The organism is Thermodesulfomicrobium sp. WS, from assembly GCF_027925145.1.
Lineage (GTDB): Bacteria > Desulfobacterota > Desulfovibrionia > Desulfovibrionales > Desulfomicrobiaceae > Thermodesulfomicrobium.
On sequence record NZ_AP027130.1, the window covers coordinates 1,345,294 to 1,362,112 of the forward strand.

Here is a 16,819-nt window from a genome sequence, read left to right on the forward strand (position 1 = left end):
CCTTTGGGCTTGGCTATCTTTCTCATAAGCGTCTTCAGCACGGCAAGGAGTACCTATGGTCCATAGCTCCGTTTTTGTTATTGAAAATACGAGCCGCGGCGAACGGATGTACGATATCTATTCGCGCCTGCTCAAAGATCGCATCATCCTTTTGGGAACCCCCATTGATGATCATGTGGCCAATCTTGTGTGCGCCCAACTGCTCTTTTTGGAGTCGGAGCAGCCAGATAAGCAGATCAATCTCTACATCAATTCTCCTGGTGGATCGGTGACCGCAGGCCTCGCCATCTATGACACCATGCAGTATATCTCTGCGCCCGTGGCCACGCTCTGCATCGGCCAGGCGGCAAGCATGGCGGCGGTGCTGCTTGCCGCAGGTGCCCCGGGGATGCGCTATTGCTTGCCCAATGCTCGGGTGCTCATCCACCAGCCCATGGGCGGGTTTCAAGGCCAGGCAACGGATATTGATATCCAGGCCCGGGAGATCATCCGGCTCCGCGCCCGCTTGAACGCCATTTTGGCCCAGCATACGGGGCAAAATGTGGAGCGGGTGGAGCAGGATACCGAGCGCGATTATTTCATGACCGCAGAAGAGGCCAAAGCTTACGGGGTAGTGGATCAGGTGCTCACCTCACGCAAGCAGACGCCCAAAGAGTGAGGAGAAAGGATTCGTGACGACGAAGAAGATTCGTACCTTTAGTTGTACGTTCTGTGGAAAGACACAAGACGAAGTGGAACGTCTGATCGCAGGACCCAATGTCTTTATTTGCAACGAGTGCATTCGGGCATGTGATGACCTTTTGCGCAAGGAAGTACAGCAAGATCGGATGAAAAATGAGGATATTCCCATTCCTCAGGACATCAAAAAAGCATTGGATGAATATATCATTGGACAGGATGAATCAAAAAAGATTCTTTCTGTTGCTGTTTACAACCATTATAAGCGTATTCGATATCGTTCATCCAAGAACGACGTGGAGCTTGATAAGAGCAATATTTTGCTCATTGGCCCCACAGGCTCAGGCAAGACGCTCATGGCTCGGACGTTGGCGCGCATCCTCAAGGTGCCCTTTGCCATTGCGGATGCAACCACGTTGACGGAAGCGGGTTACGTGGGCGAAGATGTGGAAAATATCTTGGTGCAATTACTGCATAACGCCGACTATGACCTGGAAGCCGCGTCCAAAGGGATCATTTATATCGACGAGATCGACAAGATCAGCCGGAAGTCCGATGGCCCTTCCATTACGCGTGACGTCTCCGGTGAGGGCGTCCAGCAGGCACTGCTCAAGATCATCGAAGGCACGGTTGCCAGCATCCCGCCCAAAGGCGGCCGCAAACACCCGCAGCAAGAATATATCCGCATGGACACCTCCAATATTCTTTTCATCGTTGGCGGTGCCTTTATTGGTCTTGAAGATGTGGTGCGCCGGCGTGTGCAAGGCTCGGGCATGGGATTTGGTGTGAACTTGGGAAGCAAGAAAGAGGAGTCCCTTGCTGAGATTTTGCGGCAGGTGCACCCATCGGATCTGATCCATTTTGGGCTCATCCCAGAATTCGTTGGACGTATTTCGGTTTTTACGACGCTTTCGGAGCTTGGAGAGGAAGATCTCATCCGAGTTTTGCAGGAGCCTAAAAACGCTATCGTCAAACAGTACAAAAAGATGTTTGAAATGGAAGGCGTTGCTTTGGAATTTACCGACAACGCATTACGGGCGGTTGCCGCTAAGGCAATCAAGCTCCAGACTGGAGCGCGTGGGCTGCGCTCGATTTTGGAGTCCATCATGCTGGATATCATGTATCGTTTGCCTTCCATCCGTGATCAGATAGCGAAGTGCATCATCAACCGTGCTGTCATCGAGGACGGTGCGGAGCCCATTTTCGTATCTCGAGAACATGCCCGTTCGGCATAATGCCGAGGAGGATTCATGGTGGAGAACCGTGGTTTAGGCGCTGCTTCTTCCATGACTGTACCGCTGATGCCCTTGCGGGAAGTGGTCATGTTCCCCAAGTCCATCGTGCCGCTGTTTGTGGGGCGGGATGTCTCCATTCGTGCGGTGGAACTCGCCTTGCGCCGTCACGACAAGCATCTTTTCTTGGTAGCGCAGCGGGATCCGGCCGAGGAGCAGCCGCAGCCCGAAGACCTCTTCACGGTGGGCACGGTGTCCAAGGTCCTGCAAATGCTGCGCTTGCCGGATGGGACCATCAAGGTGCTTTTTGAAGGCGTTTTCCGGGCCGCTTGGGACCCTACCCAGCGCCTTGCCATGGAAGACGGCGCGCCTTTGGCTACGGTGTGGGAAGTCGAGGATACGCCGTGCTCGCCCTTGGAGGCCGAGGCCATGGTGCGGGCCGTGCACGAAGCCATGGAGGAGTATGCCCAAGCCAACCGCAAGCTTCCCAAAGAGGCCCAGCTTGCCATTGCCAGCATCCATCAGCCGGGGCGGTTGGCGGATGCCATTGCCCCGCATTTGCGGGTGGATTTTGCCCGCAAGCAGGCGGTGCTGGAGATGCGCAGTCCCATCCAGCGCTTGGAGCGGGTCTACGAATTGATCGAAGAAGAGATCCAGATCCAGAACCTGGAGCGCAAGATCAAGACCCGCGTCAAGAAGCAGATGGAAGAAAACCAGCGGGAGTACTACCTCGGCGAGCAGCTCAAGGCCATCCAAAAGGAAATGGGCCGGGAGGATGATCCCCGCGCCGAGCTGGACGAACTCGAAGAACGCCTGCGTGCCAAAGACATGCCCGAGGCGGCGCGGGAAAAGGGCTTGGCGGAGCTCAAGAAGCTGCGTCAGATGCCGCCCTCGGCGGCAGAATATATCGTGCTGCGCAATTATGTGGACTGGATTTTGGATTTGCCGTGGAACGCACGGCGGGAAGTGCGGGTAGACTTGGCGGAGGCGCGGCGTGTCTTGGATGCCGACCACTATGGCCTGGAAAAGCCCAAGGAGCGCATCCTGGAGTATTTGGCGGTGCAGTCCTTGGTGGAGCGCCTGCGCGGCCCTATTTTGTGCTTGGTGGGTCCCCCTGGGGTAGGCAAGACCTCGCTTGCCAAGTCCATCGCCAAGGCCACGGGGCGGGAATTTGTGCGGCTTTCCTTAGGCGGAGTGCGTGACGAGGCGGAGATCCGTGGGCATCGCCGCACCTACGTGGGCGCGCTTCCGGGAAAGATTATTCAGTCCTTGAAGAAGGTGCAATCGGGTAACCCGGTGTTCTGTTTGGATGAAGTGGATAAGATGAGCATGGACTTTCGCGGGGACCCGTCGGCCGCTTTGTTGGAAGTGCTTGATCCCGAGCAGAATGCCACGTTCAACGACCATTACTTGGATTTGGACTACGATCTCTCTTCCGTCTTTTTTATTACCACTGCCAACTCCATGCAGGGTATCCCCTTGCCTCTGCAAGACCGTATGGAGATCATCTCCATTGCTGGATACCTGGAGACGGAAAAAGAGCGTATCGCCATGGATTATCTTCTGCCCAAGCAGCGAAGCCAGCACGGACTGCAGGAGACCAACGTGATCTTGGGCGAAGACGCGGTGCGGGAGATCATCCGTCACTATACCCGCGAGGCTGGGGTGCGCAACTTGGAGCGCGAGATTGCGGCCATCTGCCGGAAGGTAGCGCGGCGGGTGGTGGAGGAAGGCAACCGCGAGCTCTGCGTGCAGGTGGGGCCCAAGGAAGTGGGCGAGCTTCTGGGCGTGCCCAAGGTGCGTCACGAGCGGCGCGAGGACCGTTCCTTGGTGGGAGTGGCCAATGGGCTCGCCTGGACGCAAGTGGGCGGGGAGCTTTTGTTGGTGGAAGTGGCCCTCATGCCCGGGACAGGCAAGATCGTCATCACCGGCAAGCTGGGGGATGTGATGCAGGAGTCCGCCAAGGCCGCGCTCAGCTATATCCGTTCGCGCGGGGAGCTTTTGGGCCTGCGTCGGGATTTTTATCAGGAAATCGACATCCACGTGCACGTGCCGGAAGGTGCCACGCCCAAGGACGGGCCGTCGGCAGGCATTACCTTGGCCACGTGTTTGGCTTCAGCCCTGCTGGATATCCCGGTGCGCCATGACGTGGCCATGACGGGCGAGATCACCTTGCGGGGGCGGGTGCTGCCCATCGGTGGCGTGCGCGAAAAGCTCCTTGCCGCACATCGGGCACTCATGCGCACCGTGCTCTTGCCGCGGGAAAATGCTCGGGACCTGGAGGAAGTGCCACGCCAAATCCGCGAGGAGCTGGAGATTGTGCTCGTGGAAAGCATGGACGAAGTGCTCTGCCACGCCCTTGACGGCGCTCCGGCCACGTTGCTTTCCAGACCGGAAGATTTCGTTCCTTTGTGCCGGGGGCTGCACCGGGTGGCAGACCGGCCAGGAGCGCAATAAAACAATCCGTTGATGGGAAACCGTTCAGGAGGACTGTATGGAAAAGCGTACCGGTGTCGTGACCTTTCATGGGAAGCCGTTGACCCTCATTGGCCCAGAGCTGCGGGTCGGGGACAAGGCCCCGGACTTTCGGGCCGTGGATAACGATCTCAAGCCGACGACGCTCGCTGATTTCGCGGGCAAAGTCGTTGTCCTGTCGGCAGTACCGTCTCTGGATACGCCGGTGTGCGACATGGAAACCCGGCGCTTCAACATGGAAGCCCAGAAGCTGGGCGACGGGGTGCAGATCCTCACCGTGAGCATGGATCTGCCTTTTGCCCAGAAACGGTGGTGCGGTCAGGCAGGGGTGCAGAACGTGCGCACCCTGTCGGACTATCAGGAGGCTTCTTTTGGCTCGGCCTATGGCGTGCTGATCGACGGGCTGCGTCTTTTGGCGCGGGCAGTGTTTGTGGTGGATCAAGAAGGCGTGATCCGCTTTGTGCACATTGTGCCGGAGCTTACGCATGAACCAGACTACGGCGCGGTGCTGGATGCGGTTCGTGCATTGTTGTAGCTATTCACAGTGAGGAGTCAATCTATGCTTTCCGCAAAAATACAAAAGGCACTCAATGAGCAGATCAATGCCGAGCTGTATTCGAGCTATCTCTACTTGGCCATGGCAGCCTATCTTCATGAAGCCAATCTTCCGGGGTTTGCCCATTGGATGAACATTCAAGCCCAGGAAGAGCTCTTTCATGCCATGAAGTTCTATAACTATGTGGTGGAGCGCGGTGGTCGGGTAGAATTGGAGGCCATTGCCAAGCCGCCGGTATCTTGGGATGGGCCTTTGGACGTGCTTTTGGCCACGCAGAAGCACGAAGCCATGGTGACCGCACGCATCAACGACCTCATGGATCTGGTCATTGCAGAAAAGGACCATGCCTCGGTGAGCTTCCTGCAGTGGTTTGTGGACGAGCAGGTGGAAGAGGAAGACAGCGTGCAGACCTTGGTGCAACGCCTCAAGCTTATTGGCTCCGACGGCGGCGCTTTGTATCTCATGGACCGCGACCTCGCCACCCGGGTCTTTACTCCTCCGGCGCAGTAACTTTGTGATTCTTGTTGATGACGAAAGGGGCGGACGCAACCGCTCCTTTCTTTGTGTCGCAAGGAGTATTGTCCGGCATGGGCCTTGGTGAGCGAATCCGTCGATCTCTTCGCTATTATTATCTGCGTATCGTGCGCATCAAAGCCCCGGCAGAGTCCATCGCCCTGGGTGTTGCCGTGGGAGTATTTTGTTCCGCCATTCCGGTGGGGCAGATGCCTGTGGCTGTGACGCTTGCGTTCTTGCTGCGCTGCAGCAAGGTGGCTGCGGCGTTGGGGACGTGGGTCACCAATCCGCTCAATTTCCCCATCGTGTTTCCGATTTTTTTCTTCGTCGGCAAAACGGTGCTGCCCGTGGATGTGCCCGCGGTATCGTGGGAGCAGATGATGGCATTGAGCACCGTGGACATGTTTCGTGTAGGTTGGGATTGGTTTCTGGTCACGGCATTGGGTGGCTTTTGCATCACCCTGCCTGGGGCAATCGTCGTATACCACGTGGTGCTGCGTCTGGTGCGGGCCTACCACACCATGCGTGCAGCACGCATGGCAGAGCGCCGCAGGAGAAAGCTTCATCATGGATAGCTGGGGGCATCCCAAAAGAAGCTTAGGGCAGAATTTCCTCTGCGATGCTGGGGTAGTACGCTGTATTGCCGATGCCATTGGCGCTACGTACGGGAATACTGTGGTGGAGATCGGCCCTGGACGTGGGGCATTGACCCGGGAATTGGCTGTCCGGGGCGCGCGGGTATTGGCGGTGGAGAAGGACCGCGAGCTGGCTTGGCGTCTGCATGCCGACCTGCCAGACATCGGCATGGTGTACGCGGATGCCTTGCGGCTGGCATGGGAAGGGGTGTCGCGGCTGCCGGGGGTGCGGGTGGTTGGCAACCTGCCGTACAATATTGCTTCGCCGCTCATGTGGGAACTTGTGGCCCGCGTGCGGGGATGGGAGCGGATGGTCTTTTTGGTGCAAAAAGAAGTGGGGGAGCGTCTCGTGGCCGACCCGCGTACTCCCCACTACGGCGCTCTGGGGGTTTGGGTGCAAAGTTGGTGTCAGCCGGAGCTGGTACGCATCGTCCCCCCGCATGTGTTTCGTCCCCGTCCCAAGGTAGACTCCGCCATCGTGCGGTTTTGGCCTCGGGATGATATCCCGCGGGCCGCGGCGAGTTTGGCCCGTCTTCTTCACGTGACGTTTCAAAAGCGGCGCAAGCAGCTGGGGACGATTTTACGGCCGTGGTGGGGGCAAGAACTGGATGCGTGGTGCGCACAGCACGGGGTGGAGCGGACGGCGCGGCCAGAAGAGCTTTCTCCTGGGCAGTTTGTAAGTCTGGCGGAAATCATGCTTTCGCTGTGGAATACAGGAAAATCTGCTTGACTTCGACCTTGAATTTCGGTTTGCCTGCGGCCTGGGAAGCGGCATTATGGCTTGCTTTCTGAAAATTTCTGTCGCTTTCGCACTAGCTCAGTGCGCTACTTGGAAATTTTGACGAGGAAGGGTCCTTGCCCGTCTGTGTGGTGTAACCGCAAAGGAGGAAGACTGATGACAAAGGCTGAATTGATCGCCAAGATGGCGGAAAAGGCTGAACTCAGCAAAGCGCAGGCCGAGCGCGCCCTGAAGGGCTTTTTGGAGGCAACTCAGGAGACGCTGGCTGCCGAAGGCAAGCTCACGCTGACGGGCTTTGGCACTTTTGCTGTGGAAGAGCGTCAGGCGCGTACGGGGCGCAATCCCCGCACGGGCGAGGAAATTCAGATTCCTGCCTGCAAGGTGGTCAAATTCCGTCCGGGCAAGGAACTCAAAGACGCCATTCAGTAAGGAGCAAAGGTCATGCTGCACGGAGAGACCGTACACAGCCCCCTGCCTCAGGATCTGCCCTGGTGGATGCCGGACCACGCGGTATTTTTTGGTGTTTTGTATGCAGTACTGCTGATTATCGGCTCGGGCCTCGGGGTGGTGTTTCTGAAGTCCATCGCCGAGACCCTGAAGGAAAAATAGCCATATCGGCGACGAGACCGGAGAGAGGGTGCCTGGGGCGCCCTCTTTTTTTGCTTGCGCTGTACGCGATGGTTGGATAATAGGCATCTTTCCGTTGACGGCGGAAAGGTTTGCGGTGGGGAGGTGATTGGTTTGCCTGGAGTTTTTGTTACGGACAATGATTCCTTCGACTATGCCCTGCGGAAGTTCAAGAAGCAGGTAGAGAAGGCTGGGGTGCTTTCGGAGCTCAAAAAGCGCCAGCACTATGAAAAGCCCAGCATTGAGAAGAAGAAGAAAGAAGCGGCCGCCCGCAAACGTTTGCTCAAGAAACTGCGCAAAATGCAGGGGATGTAATGGGCCTTTTCCAACAGATTGAAAAGGACTTCGTTGCCGCGTTCAAGGCCAAAAGGTCGGAAGAGGTGGCTGTCTTGAGAATGCTCAAGGCAGCCATCAAAAATAAGGAAGTGGACGTGCGCCGCTCCCTTTCCGATGCGGAGATCCTGGAGGTCGTGGCCAAACAGGTCAAGCAGCGTCAGGAATCCATCGAGCAATTTCGGGCAGCAGGGCGCACCGATCTGGCGGACGCGGAAGAACGTGAGCTTCACATCCTTCAGGCCTATTTGCCCCAACCCTTGACGGAAGCAGAGTTGGCGGCCGTGGTGGAGGAGACGATCCAGGCCACAGGTGCAACCGGTATGAAGGACATGGGGCGGGTCATGCAGGCGATCCTCTCGGCGTATGCCGGCCGGGTGGATGGGAAGATCGCCAGCGCATTGGTGCGCGCTCGTCTCTCCGCATAATTCTCATGGATCAGCGAACCTTAGAGTTGCTGGAGTTCCCGCGGGTACTCCAGCTCATTGCCGCTTTTGCCGTAAGCCAGTCCGGGGGTGCGGCCTGCTTGCGCCTTGCGCCTCAGGAAGGTCGCGGGCTTGTTGACGCCATGACGCTCGTGCGGGAAGCCTTGGAGGCGACCCAGCAGCACTCCCTTGCCTTGGAGCCGTTTCCGGAGTTGGAAGCAGTGTTTGCGGCATTGGAGGCGCCCCATGCGGTCCTTGACGGGGACGCGCTCCTCGCCGTGCTCGATGTGCTGTGCGCCGGGCAAGGGGTGAGTGCGGCGGTGGCCGAGATGGAGACCACGCACTATCCAGCGCTGCGTGCCTTGGCAGCGCACTTGGCCCTCCCTGCCAAGACCTGGTCGGCGCTGCGGCGGTGTTTGGCTTCCGATGGCCGTGTGCGCGATGAAGCCTCGCCGGAGCTCTTTTCCGTGCGCCAGGAGATTCGGCGCATCCAGCAGCAGTGTACCCGCAAGGTCCAAGATACACTGCTTGATCCGAGCATCGCTTACGTCCTGCAAAACGAGTATCTGACTCTTTCTTCCGACCGCTATGTGCTTGCGGTCAAGACAAATTTCAAAGGGCAGATTCGCGGCATTGTGCACCACTACTCGCAGACCGGGGAAACCTGCTATATCGAACCGTTCTTCTTGGTGGACCTCAATAATACCCTCCAGGAACTCTTCCAGGAAGAACGGCAACAGGTGCGGCAGGTGCTCGAGTTTTTGACCGGGCTCGTTCGCCAGGAGCACGATGCTCTGCGCCGGTTTTTCCAAGCATTGGTGCGGTGGGACGTCCTCTTGGCGCTGTGCGCCTTTGCCCGGCAGTATGATGCCCATTTGGTGCACGTGGAGCCGAATGCGCCCCTGTGTTTGCGCCAAGCGCGGCACCCGCTTTTGGTCGCGCAGCACGGGAATAGAGTCGTTCCCGTGGATATCGAGCTGCGTCCGAACGAGCGGGTGCTCATCCTTTCTGGCGGCAATGCGGGGGGCAAGACCGTGGCCCTCAAGACCTTGGGACTTGCGGCCATCTTGGCGCATGCAGGCATTCCCGTGCCTGCAGCGGCGGGGAGTACTTTGCCATTGTGGGAGCGTGTCGTCGTGTCCATGGGCGATGAACAGTCCCTGGAACGCAGCCTGTCCACGTTTACCTCCCAGATTCACGCCCTGGCCCTTGCATGGCCGCACATCGATACCCAGACTCTCGTGCTGCTGGATGAGTTTGGCATGGGCACGGACCCCAGTCAGGGGGCGGCCCTGGCCCAGGCCCTGGTGGATGAGCTCATGGAGCGGGGGGCGTGGGTGGGGGTGGCGACGCATTTCCCTGCGCTCAAGGCTTACGGGCTCTCGCGGCCCGGGGTTCGGGCGGCGTCGGTACTCTTTTGTCCGGAAACGGGGCGGCCGCTCTATCGCCTGGCATACGATCAGGTGGGCGCGAGCCGTGCCTTGGATGTGGCCCGGGAGCATGGCCTGCCGGAGGCGGTGCTGGCGCGTGCCCGGGACTATCTCTACCTTGATGCCGGCGATGTGGAGGAGATCTTTCAGCGTCTCAACGCCCTCGCGGCCCAGAAAGAGGCCGAGATTTCGGCATGGCGGCAGGAAGAGGCGCGTTTGCGGCAGGAGTTGGTCCGGGAGCGCGAGCGCCTTGCCAAGGAGCGGGAGCGTGTGGCCCGCGAGGTGCGCGCTCAGGCCCAAGAGATCGTACGCGCATGGCGGCAGGAGAAGCTCGGGCGCAAAGAAGCGTTGCGAAAGCTCGCTGCCTTGCGGGAAGCCGGTACGTCCCCCCAGGGTCCGACAGAGGCCTCTCGTGGCGTGGACTCCATTGCCCGGGGCCAAAAGCTGCTTTATGTGGCTTGGAATCGCGTGGGTGAAGTGCAGGATGTGGACGCACGCAAAGGCCGCGTCCAACTGGCCGTGGACGGGGTCACGGTGTGGGTGCCTCTTGACCAGGTCGCTCTTGCAGACGCTGCGCCGAAGCCGTTGCCAAGCCCCGGCGGCGTCACGGTGCGCACTGCGCCGCGGCAAGGCTCTGCCTTGCGTCTTGATGTGCGGGGATTTCGGGCAGATGAGGCGGTGCTGGAGGTGGAGCGTTTTCTCGACCGCGCCCTGCTGGGCGGCTACGGCGAGGTGGATATTCTCCACGGCACGGGCACCGGGGCATTGCGCCGCGCCATTCATGACCTCTTGCGCCGTAATCCTGCGGTGCGGACTTTTGCCGTGGCTCCGGCGGATCAAGGTGGCGAAGGCGTGACCACGGTGACCTTGGGGGCCTGATCGTTTCGGGTGGCCGGAGGGGGAAATGGCCCGTTTGGATCCATCGGTGGTGGCCGAGATCAAGGCCCGGCTGCGCATTGAGGACGTGGTGGGCCGGCATGTGCGCTTGCGCCGTGTGGGGCATCGTTTGGTCGGCCCGTGCCCGTTCCACCAGGAAACCAAACCTTCCTTCTCCGTCAACCCGGAGGAGGGGTTGTATTATTGTTTTGGCTGTCAGGCCGCAGGTGACGTCATTGAGTTCTACCGCGCCATCCATGGGGTGGATTTTTGGGATGCGGTGGTGGCCTTGGCGGAAGAGGCCGGGGTAGAGCTGCGCCTTGGGAAGGAAGGGGACAGGCCTGGATCATCGCGCAAGCGACTGATGGAGATGCAAGCCCTGGCCACCAAGGCCTTTCGGGAGGCCCTGACGGCGCCCTTGGGCAAGACGGCCCGCGACTATATCGCACGCCGGGGTATTGATGCCGCTGTGGTGGAGGCTTTTTCCCTGGGATTTGCTCCGGCGGCGTGGGACTTTTTGTGGCGCAAACTGCGGGCTGCGGGGTTTTCGGCTGAAGAAGCGGCCTTGGGGGGCTTGGTCACCCAAAAAGAGTCGGGAGGGGCCTATGATCGCTTCCGGGGGCGCATCATGTTTCCCATCTGGAACCTTTCGGGGCAGGTGATCGCTTTTGGCGGCCGCGCCCTTCAGGACGACGATGGCCCCAAGTATCTCAATTCACCAGAGACCCCGCTGTTTACCAAGGGAGACCACCTCTACGGCCTCTATCAGGCCCGGCGGGCAGCGAGCGCGCAAGGCCGGGTGCTGCTCACCGAAGGCTACGTGGACGTCCTGACGCTCTCCCAATTTGGGTTTCCTGCCAGCTGCGGGGTCTTGGGCACCGCGCTTACGGCGGAGCAGGTGCACCGGCTGGCGGGTTTTGTTTCCCACGTGGACGTGGTCATGGACGGGGACGGGGCTGGCCGCAAGGCGGCGTTTCGCAGCGCCGAGATGCTCCTCTCCCAGGGGCTTTCCTGTGCGGTGGTGGAGCTTCCAGAGGGCGAGGACGTGGATTCGTTTTTGCGGGCCTATGGGCGGGAGGCGCTGGAAGAGCTGCGCCGCCGCGCCGTGGATGGTGTGGAGTACTGCGTTGCCTGGGTGCGGGCGCACCACAACCCTGCCGAGATAGTGGCATGGGCGGTGAATTTTTTGCGGGCAATGAAACGGCTGGATCTTCAGGCCTATTTTTTGCCCCGCATCGCTGGCGCCCTTGGGCTCTCGGAGCAGGAGTTGCGTCGGGCTCTTGCCCCGGCGCAGGCCGCCATGCCTGCTGCGGCTTGGGAGAAGCAGCGGGGTGCTTCTGCCTCCCAGCGCGACCGCGAGCTTCTGGCCGTGGCCATCTGGTTTCCGCACCGCCATGGGGAGCTGGATGCCTTGGGCATGGAATCGGCGCTCTCCACACCGCGGGGCAAAGATTTGTGGCGGAAAATCCGCGCCCAATCGGCGGACGCCGTGCTTCCCCTGCTCGATGCTGGGGAAAAGGCCTTTTATGTCCAAACGCAGATGCAGGCGCGCCAGGTGGACATCGAGGCCGCATGGGAGAGCGTGTGCGCCTGGTTGCGCCGCCATCATCAGCAAAAAGCCGTGGAGCAGATCCACCATGCCTTGGCCGTGGCCAAGCGTGACGGGGATCTGGCCGAAGAGTTGCGTTTACTTGCCGTGTTGAGTGCTTTGAAAACACAGGCGGTGTAATATCCTTCAGCAAAGGGGCGAACCCATGAGCACCATCAAAGACGTGCAGCAAATTCAAGCGTTGATTGCCGAGGGGAAGAAGAAGGGATTTTTGACGTTTCAGGAGCTCAGCAAGGCATTGCCCGCGGATGTGAACTCCCCAGAGCAGCTTGATGAGATAATCAGTATTTTTGGGCAGCTGGATATTGATGTCGTTGATGAAAAGCTTGCGGGCGTGGAGCTCGACGACGACCTCGACGATGAGGTCAAGATCGACAAGATTGAGCTCGTGGAAGACGAGGAGTCTGCGGATTATCCTACCCGCAGCAGTGACCCGGTGCGTATGTATTTGCGGGAGATGGGCGCTGTTGGGCTGCTTGACCGCGAAGGCGAAGTGTACATCGCCAAGAAAATTGAAGCTGGAGAGATGGAAGTCCTCTACGCATTGGTGGAAGTCCCCGTTGCTGTGGAAGAGTTCATCCGTGTTGGAGAAGACCTCAAGAACGGAACCATAAAACTGAAAGATGTCGTCAAAACTATCGAAGAAGATGATCCTTCGGAAGAAGAGATGAACCAGCGCGAACGGGTCATCAAGCTACTCGACGAAGTAAAGAATATTTATAAGAAAAAACAAAATATTTATGAAAAGCTTGATGAATGTGCAACGCTTTCCAAGAGAGTCTATGGTGTTCAGAAGAAGATCATGGAATATAAGGAAAGCGTCGTGCAATGTTTGCGTGACATCAAGCTTGAAAAAACTTTGGTGGATCGTATTATTGAGACGGTCAATGATTATGTCCGTCAGATGAATAACTGCAAGCGGGATATTTCCGCATACATTCTTTCGCTGGGCAAATCCCAAGAGGAAATATTCTCGATATTCCGTCAGCTGGAAGAGCGCACCATCAACCCCGTGGTGGCGGCGCAAGAGCTCAATATGACCGTTGAAGAACTCTTTTCCTTCAAAGAAATGGTCAACGGCAAGATCGAGATTTTGCAGAAACTTCGGGAAAACGCCATGCACGACGTCGATAGTCTCGAGGAGATCCTCTGGCGTATTCGTAAAGGCAATGCGGATGCTTTGGATGCCAAGCAGGAGCTCATTCGTGCAAACCTCCGTCTTGTAGTTTCCATTGCCAAAAAATATACCAATCGTGGTTTGCAATTTCTTGACCTCATTCAGGAAGGCAATATCGGTCTGATGAAGGCCGTGGATAAGTTTGAATATCAGCGGGGATACAAGTTTTCCACTTATGCCACCTGGTGGATCCGGCAGGCCATTACCCGCGCCATTGCCGATCAGGCTCGTACCATTCGGATCCCAGTGCACATGATTGAAACCATCAACAAACTGGTGCGTACCTCCCGCTATTTGGTACAGGAGTTGGGACGGGATCCTTCTCCCGAAGAGATCGCTGAGCGCATGGACTATCCGGTGGAAAAGGTGAAAAAGGTCCTGAAGATTGCCAAGGAGCCTATTTCTTTGGAAACTCCCATCGGTGATGAGGAAGACTCTTCCTTGGGGGATTTCATCGAGGACAAAAAGGCCTTGGCCCCAGCGGACGAGGTGGTGAACACCAAATTGGCAGAGCAGATCAATTTGGTGCTTTCGGACCTGACGCCCCGCGAAGAACAGGTGCTGCGCAAACGCTTTGGCATTGGGGAAAAGAGCGATCACACCTTGGAAGAGGTGGGCAAGCTCTTCAATGTGACGCGTGAGCGTATCCGCCAGATCGAGGCCAAGGCCTTGCGTAAACTCCGGCATCCGGTGCGCAGCCAGCTCTTGCGGACCTTTTATGAATCCTAAGGCGTGGCGCTTTTCGGCCCTGTTGTGGTTGGGCGCATTCTTATGCTTGCTTGCCACCAGGGCATGGGCGGCCGACTGGGTGCAGGTGCGTGCGGCGGTGGACGGCGATACCCTGGTATTGGCCAGCGGGCAGACGGTGCGTCTTGCGGGCATTGACGCCCCGGAACTTGGTCACGACGGCCAGCCTGCGCAGTATTATGCCGCCCAATCCCGAGCAGAGCTGCAGCGGTTGGTGGATGGACAAATGGTGCGGCTTCAGGTCTTGGGGCGGGATCGCTATGGCCGAATGCTCGCAGTAGTTTTTGGTCGCGACGGAGCGATGCTCAACGAGCGTATGGTTGCCCTGGGCGCTGTCTTTGTCTTCCCGCATAAAGACGACGAGGCGTTGTTCGATCGGCTCCTTTCGGCACAGCGTCTGGCCATGGATCGGGAGCTTGGATTTTGGCCGCGGATTTTACGCCTTCCCGCAGCCAGCGAGCGTTACGTGGGGACGCGAAGTTCGCGGCGCTTTCACCGCCTCTCGTGTCCTTACGCTTCGCGCATCAGCGCGCGCAACCGGCAGTATTTCGCCTCGTTGCGCAGCGCTTTTGCCGCAGGCTATTCCCCCTGCCGAACGTGCACTCCTTGGCCGCACTCATCGAGGTAAAGGACACTATGTCTACCATTTCCGTGCGTGCCCCACGCCTCAAATCCGTTCTTCGCGCCTTTGTGGCCGAGGCCGAGGCAAGCGCTCTGCGGGTGAGGGATGCCCGGCATCTGGTGGACCTCAAGCGCGACCACAGCCTGCGGGTCATGGCCTTGGCCTCGCGTCTCCTCGAGATCCATAAGGTGGAGCCGTACGAAATCGGGATAGTCGCGGCACTCCTCCATGATGTGGGGCGGTTTTCTCAGTTTGAGCAGTATCGCACCTTCCGGGATGCAGTATCCATCGACCACGGCGCTGCAGGCGCTGCATTGCTTGCCGCATCTTCCCTGCTCGATGCCTTCAGCGCATCGGAACAAGACGCTATCCGCTGCATCGTTTCCTTACACAATCGGCGGGTGCTTCCGGTTCTCGATCCGCCTTGGGATTTGCTCCTCCATGCGGTGCGGGATGCCGACAAGCTGGATATTGTACGAGTTGTTTTGAGTGCCTTGGAAAAAGGAGAAGTGGATTCCACCGTGACCCTGGGCCTGCGGACAGAGCCTGGCGTTAGCCCTGGTGTTCTGCAGACACTTTGCCGTGGTGAAGCCCCGGACTATGGACAATTGGTCTTTGTGGACGATTTCAAGCTCTTTCTGGCGGCATGGTCTGCGTGTCTCTCTTTCCAGGAGAGTCGGCGCATTTTCGCTCGGCGTCGGTACTTGCAGCGCATTTGGACCCTGCTTCCCCAAACACCTCCCATTGCGGAGCTCTTTGAGCGTTTTGCCGACGTCTTGCGTTCGTGATTGTTCTCGTGCCGTTTGCGGCCGGGTTTTTCTCAAAATTTCCAGTTATACTTTAAGGTCAGTGGTTTCCAGCAGGATCTTGGCGAGTAATTCGTCAAGGATTTGAAGAATCTGTCCGTATATCCCCCCGTATCCTGGAAAAGGCCCAAAGAGACGCTGGCGCATGCTGGTGAGGGCGCCTCCGCCGTACTCGGGTGAGCTGGGGTTTTGGGTCATGCTTCGGCGTTCCTGCACGAGGTAGCGGGCGGTCTCCTCGCAGAGTTTTTGGCAGAGCTCCAGGCATCGGGGGCTTTGCGTTTGCCACCAGCGGCGGGTGGAGGGAGAGACGGATAGGCTGAGGGCGGTGCTGAGCATGGCGAGTAGCGTGGTGAGGTGCGATGCAGGCACTCCCCGCCGCCAGCCGAGAAGCCATGGGGTGCGCCAGTTCAGGAGAAAATGGCGCTCCCCGAGGGCGATGAGATGGAGCAAGGCGGCGTGCATGGCGCTGAGTGCCGTGTCTTCCCAAGCCGGAGAGATGTGGCGGATATCCCACATGGGAATAGGGGCGGCAGGCAGACCGAGGAGTGTGGCCAACAGGGCGTTGGCCTGGGGAGATGCCGGGGTCTCCAGGTGGGCGTAGCTCAAGATGGCGCTGCCTGCGCCGAAGGGAGCGCGAAGGATGCACGGGTCGCCCTCAAGCCAGCGCGGGTGAAGGTTAATGCCGTAGATGGCTTCCCAGGCGGCCAGCTCGTCGCTGGCGATGTCGGCGAGCGGTAAGTCCGCCACCCAAAAATCAGGTCCTGGCCGTTGGTAGGTGGCGAGGACGTGGATGGCAGCGTCGGTGAGGTCGAACTGGGAGGGCCACCACACCGGGAGCAAGGCCGCGCTGGCAGGGTGCTGGGGGACGTGGAGCCGGCAATACACATGGCCGCTGCAATTGGGCAGACGCTTGGAAGCAGACTTACGGCGCAGCTCACAGAGCCCAAGCAAGGCAGTGGCGTCTGTACGATGCAGGGCAAGCCCAGCTCCACCGCAGAAGCCAAGATACGTGCCGCCTGTTTCCACATAGCGCCGAAGAGCCTCTCGTCCGGCATCTCCAAGGGCTTGGGCCTTGCGTCCTGCCCACCCGCCGGGGACCACGAGCACGGATGGCCGCAGACGATCGAGGGCCCCGGCAGCCACGTCCGCAGCACGCAGCAGGTGCGGACGGGCTCCCAGGGCGCAGAGCCCGCGCCAGGCAAGGAGCCCCCAGAGATGGGATTCGTCCCAAAGCAGAGCGAATGTGGGGAGTGTTGTCGGCATATAAAAGGCCCCCGCGGCGTTTGCCGTGAGGGCCTTGAAGTACCCTGGGATGCTCGCTCCGGCAAGTTGTGGGAAT

17 protein-coding genes are annotated in these 16,819 nt (G+C 58.9%); 16 read left to right on the top strand and 1 reads right to left on the bottom strand.

Features of this window, described 5'->3' with window-relative positions:
• Window positions 1-55 precede the first annotated feature (55 nt).
• The 16 genes from clpP to QMF81_RS06590 all read left to right on the top strand — a co-directional run bounded on the left by clpP (window position 56) and on the right by QMF81_RS06590 (window position 15,462).
• Window positions 56-658 carry an ATP-dependent Clp endopeptidase proteolytic subunit ClpP gene (gene clpP / locus QMF81_RS06515; RefSeq protein WP_281749932.1) on the top strand — a complete coding sequence of 201 codons (603 nt, stop codon included), beginning with the start codon at window positions 56-58 and terminating at the stop codon, window positions 656-658.
• Between the two features lie 13 nt (window positions 659-671).
• On the top strand, window positions 672-1,913 hold the full coding sequence (clpX, locus tag QMF81_RS06520; RefSeq protein WP_281749933.1) for an ATP-dependent Clp protease ATP-binding subunit ClpX: 1,242 nt from the start codon (window positions 672-674) through the stop codon (window positions 1,911-1,913).
• A 15-nt stretch (window positions 1,914-1,928) separates the two neighbouring features.
• A complete protein-coding gene (gene lon, locus QMF81_RS06525) occupies window positions 1,929-4,367 on the top strand; it encodes an endopeptidase La (RefSeq protein WP_348772166.1) in 2,439 nt (812 codons plus the stop codon).
• A gap of 37 nt (window positions 4,368-4,404) precedes the next feature.
• Complete coding sequence (gene tpx / locus QMF81_RS06530; RefSeq protein ID WP_281749934.1) at window positions 4,405-4,920, top strand: thiol peroxidase; 516 nt, start codon at window positions 4,405-4,407, stop codon at window positions 4,918-4,920.
• Between the two features lie 24 nt (window positions 4,921-4,944).
• Window positions 4,945-5,451 carry a ferritin gene (locus tag QMF81_RS06535; protein WP_281749935.1) on the top strand — a complete coding sequence of 169 codons (507 nt, stop codon included), beginning with the start codon at window positions 4,945-4,947 and terminating at the stop codon, window positions 5,449-5,451.
• A gap of 77 nt (window positions 5,452-5,528) precedes the next feature.
• Window positions 5,529-6,029 (top strand): DUF2062 domain-containing protein, encoded by a 501-nt coding sequence (locus QMF81_RS06540; protein ID WP_281749936.1) that lies wholly within the window; start codon window positions 5,529-5,531, stop codon window positions 6,027-6,029.
• On the top strand, window positions 6,022-6,819 hold the full coding sequence (gene rsmA, locus QMF81_RS06545) for a 16S rRNA (adenine(1518)-N(6)/adenine(1519)-N(6))-dimethyltransferase RsmA (protein ID WP_281749937.1): 798 nt from the start codon (window positions 6,022-6,024) through the stop codon (window positions 6,817-6,819). Before QMF81_RS06540 ends, rsmA begins: the two co-directional genes overlap by 8 nt.
• 165 nt (window positions 6,820-6,984) lie before the next feature.
• Window positions 6,985-7,257, top strand: a complete 273-nt coding sequence (locus QMF81_RS06550; RefSeq protein ID WP_281749938.1) for an HU family DNA-binding protein — start codon at window positions 6,985-6,987, stop codon at window positions 7,255-7,257.
• 12 nt (window positions 7,258-7,269) lie between these two features.
• Window positions 7,270-7,437, top strand: a complete 168-nt coding sequence (locus tag QMF81_RS06555) for a hypothetical protein (protein ID WP_281749939.1) — start codon at window positions 7,270-7,272, stop codon at window positions 7,435-7,437.
• A 132-nt stretch (window positions 7,438-7,569) separates the two neighbouring features.
• Window positions 7,570-7,770 carry a 30S ribosomal protein S21 gene (rpsU, locus tag QMF81_RS06560; protein WP_281749940.1) on the top strand — a complete coding sequence of 67 codons (201 nt, stop codon included), beginning with the start codon at window positions 7,570-7,572 and terminating at the stop codon, window positions 7,768-7,770.
• Entirely contained in the window at window positions 7,770-8,216 is a 447-nt protein-coding gene (locus QMF81_RS06565) for a GatB/YqeY domain-containing protein (protein ID WP_281749941.1), read from the top strand. The genes rpsU and QMF81_RS06565 overlap by 1 nt, the downstream gene beginning before the upstream one ends.
• A 5-nt stretch (window positions 8,217-8,221) precedes the next feature.
• Complete coding sequence (locus tag QMF81_RS06570) at window positions 8,222-10,522, top strand: Smr/MutS family protein (protein ID WP_281749942.1); 2,301 nt, start codon at window positions 8,222-8,224, stop codon at window positions 10,520-10,522.
• 25 nt (window positions 10,523-10,547) lie between these two features.
• Complete coding sequence (gene dnaG, locus QMF81_RS06575; protein ID WP_281749943.1) at window positions 10,548-12,248, top strand: DNA primase; 1,701 nt, start codon at window positions 10,548-10,550, stop codon at window positions 12,246-12,248.
• A gap of 25 nt (window positions 12,249-12,273) precedes the next feature.
• Entirely contained in the window at window positions 12,274-14,034 is a 1,761-nt protein-coding gene (gene rpoD, locus QMF81_RS06580) for an RNA polymerase sigma factor RpoD (RefSeq protein ID WP_281749944.1), read from the top strand.
• Window positions 14,024-14,680 carry a thermonuclease family protein gene (locus QMF81_RS06585; protein WP_281749945.1) on the top strand — a complete coding sequence of 219 codons (657 nt, stop codon included), beginning with the start codon at window positions 14,024-14,026 and terminating at the stop codon, window positions 14,678-14,680. Before rpoD ends, QMF81_RS06585 begins: the two co-directional genes overlap by 11 nt.
• 8 nt (window positions 14,681-14,688) lie before the next feature.
• A complete protein-coding gene (locus QMF81_RS06590) occupies window positions 14,689-15,462 on the top strand; it encodes an HD domain-containing protein (RefSeq protein ID WP_281749947.1) in 774 nt (257 codons plus the stop codon).
• Between the two features lie 45 nt (window positions 15,463-15,507).
• Here QMF81_RS06590 and QMF81_RS06595 read toward each other — a convergent pair whose 3' ends face one another.
• Window positions 15,508-16,743 carry a BPL-N domain-containing protein gene (locus QMF81_RS06595; RefSeq protein ID WP_281749949.1) on the bottom strand — a complete coding sequence of 412 codons (1,236 nt, stop codon included), beginning with the start codon at window positions 16,741-16,743 and terminating at the stop codon, window positions 15,508-15,510.
• Window positions 16,744-16,819 lie beyond the last annotated feature (76 nt).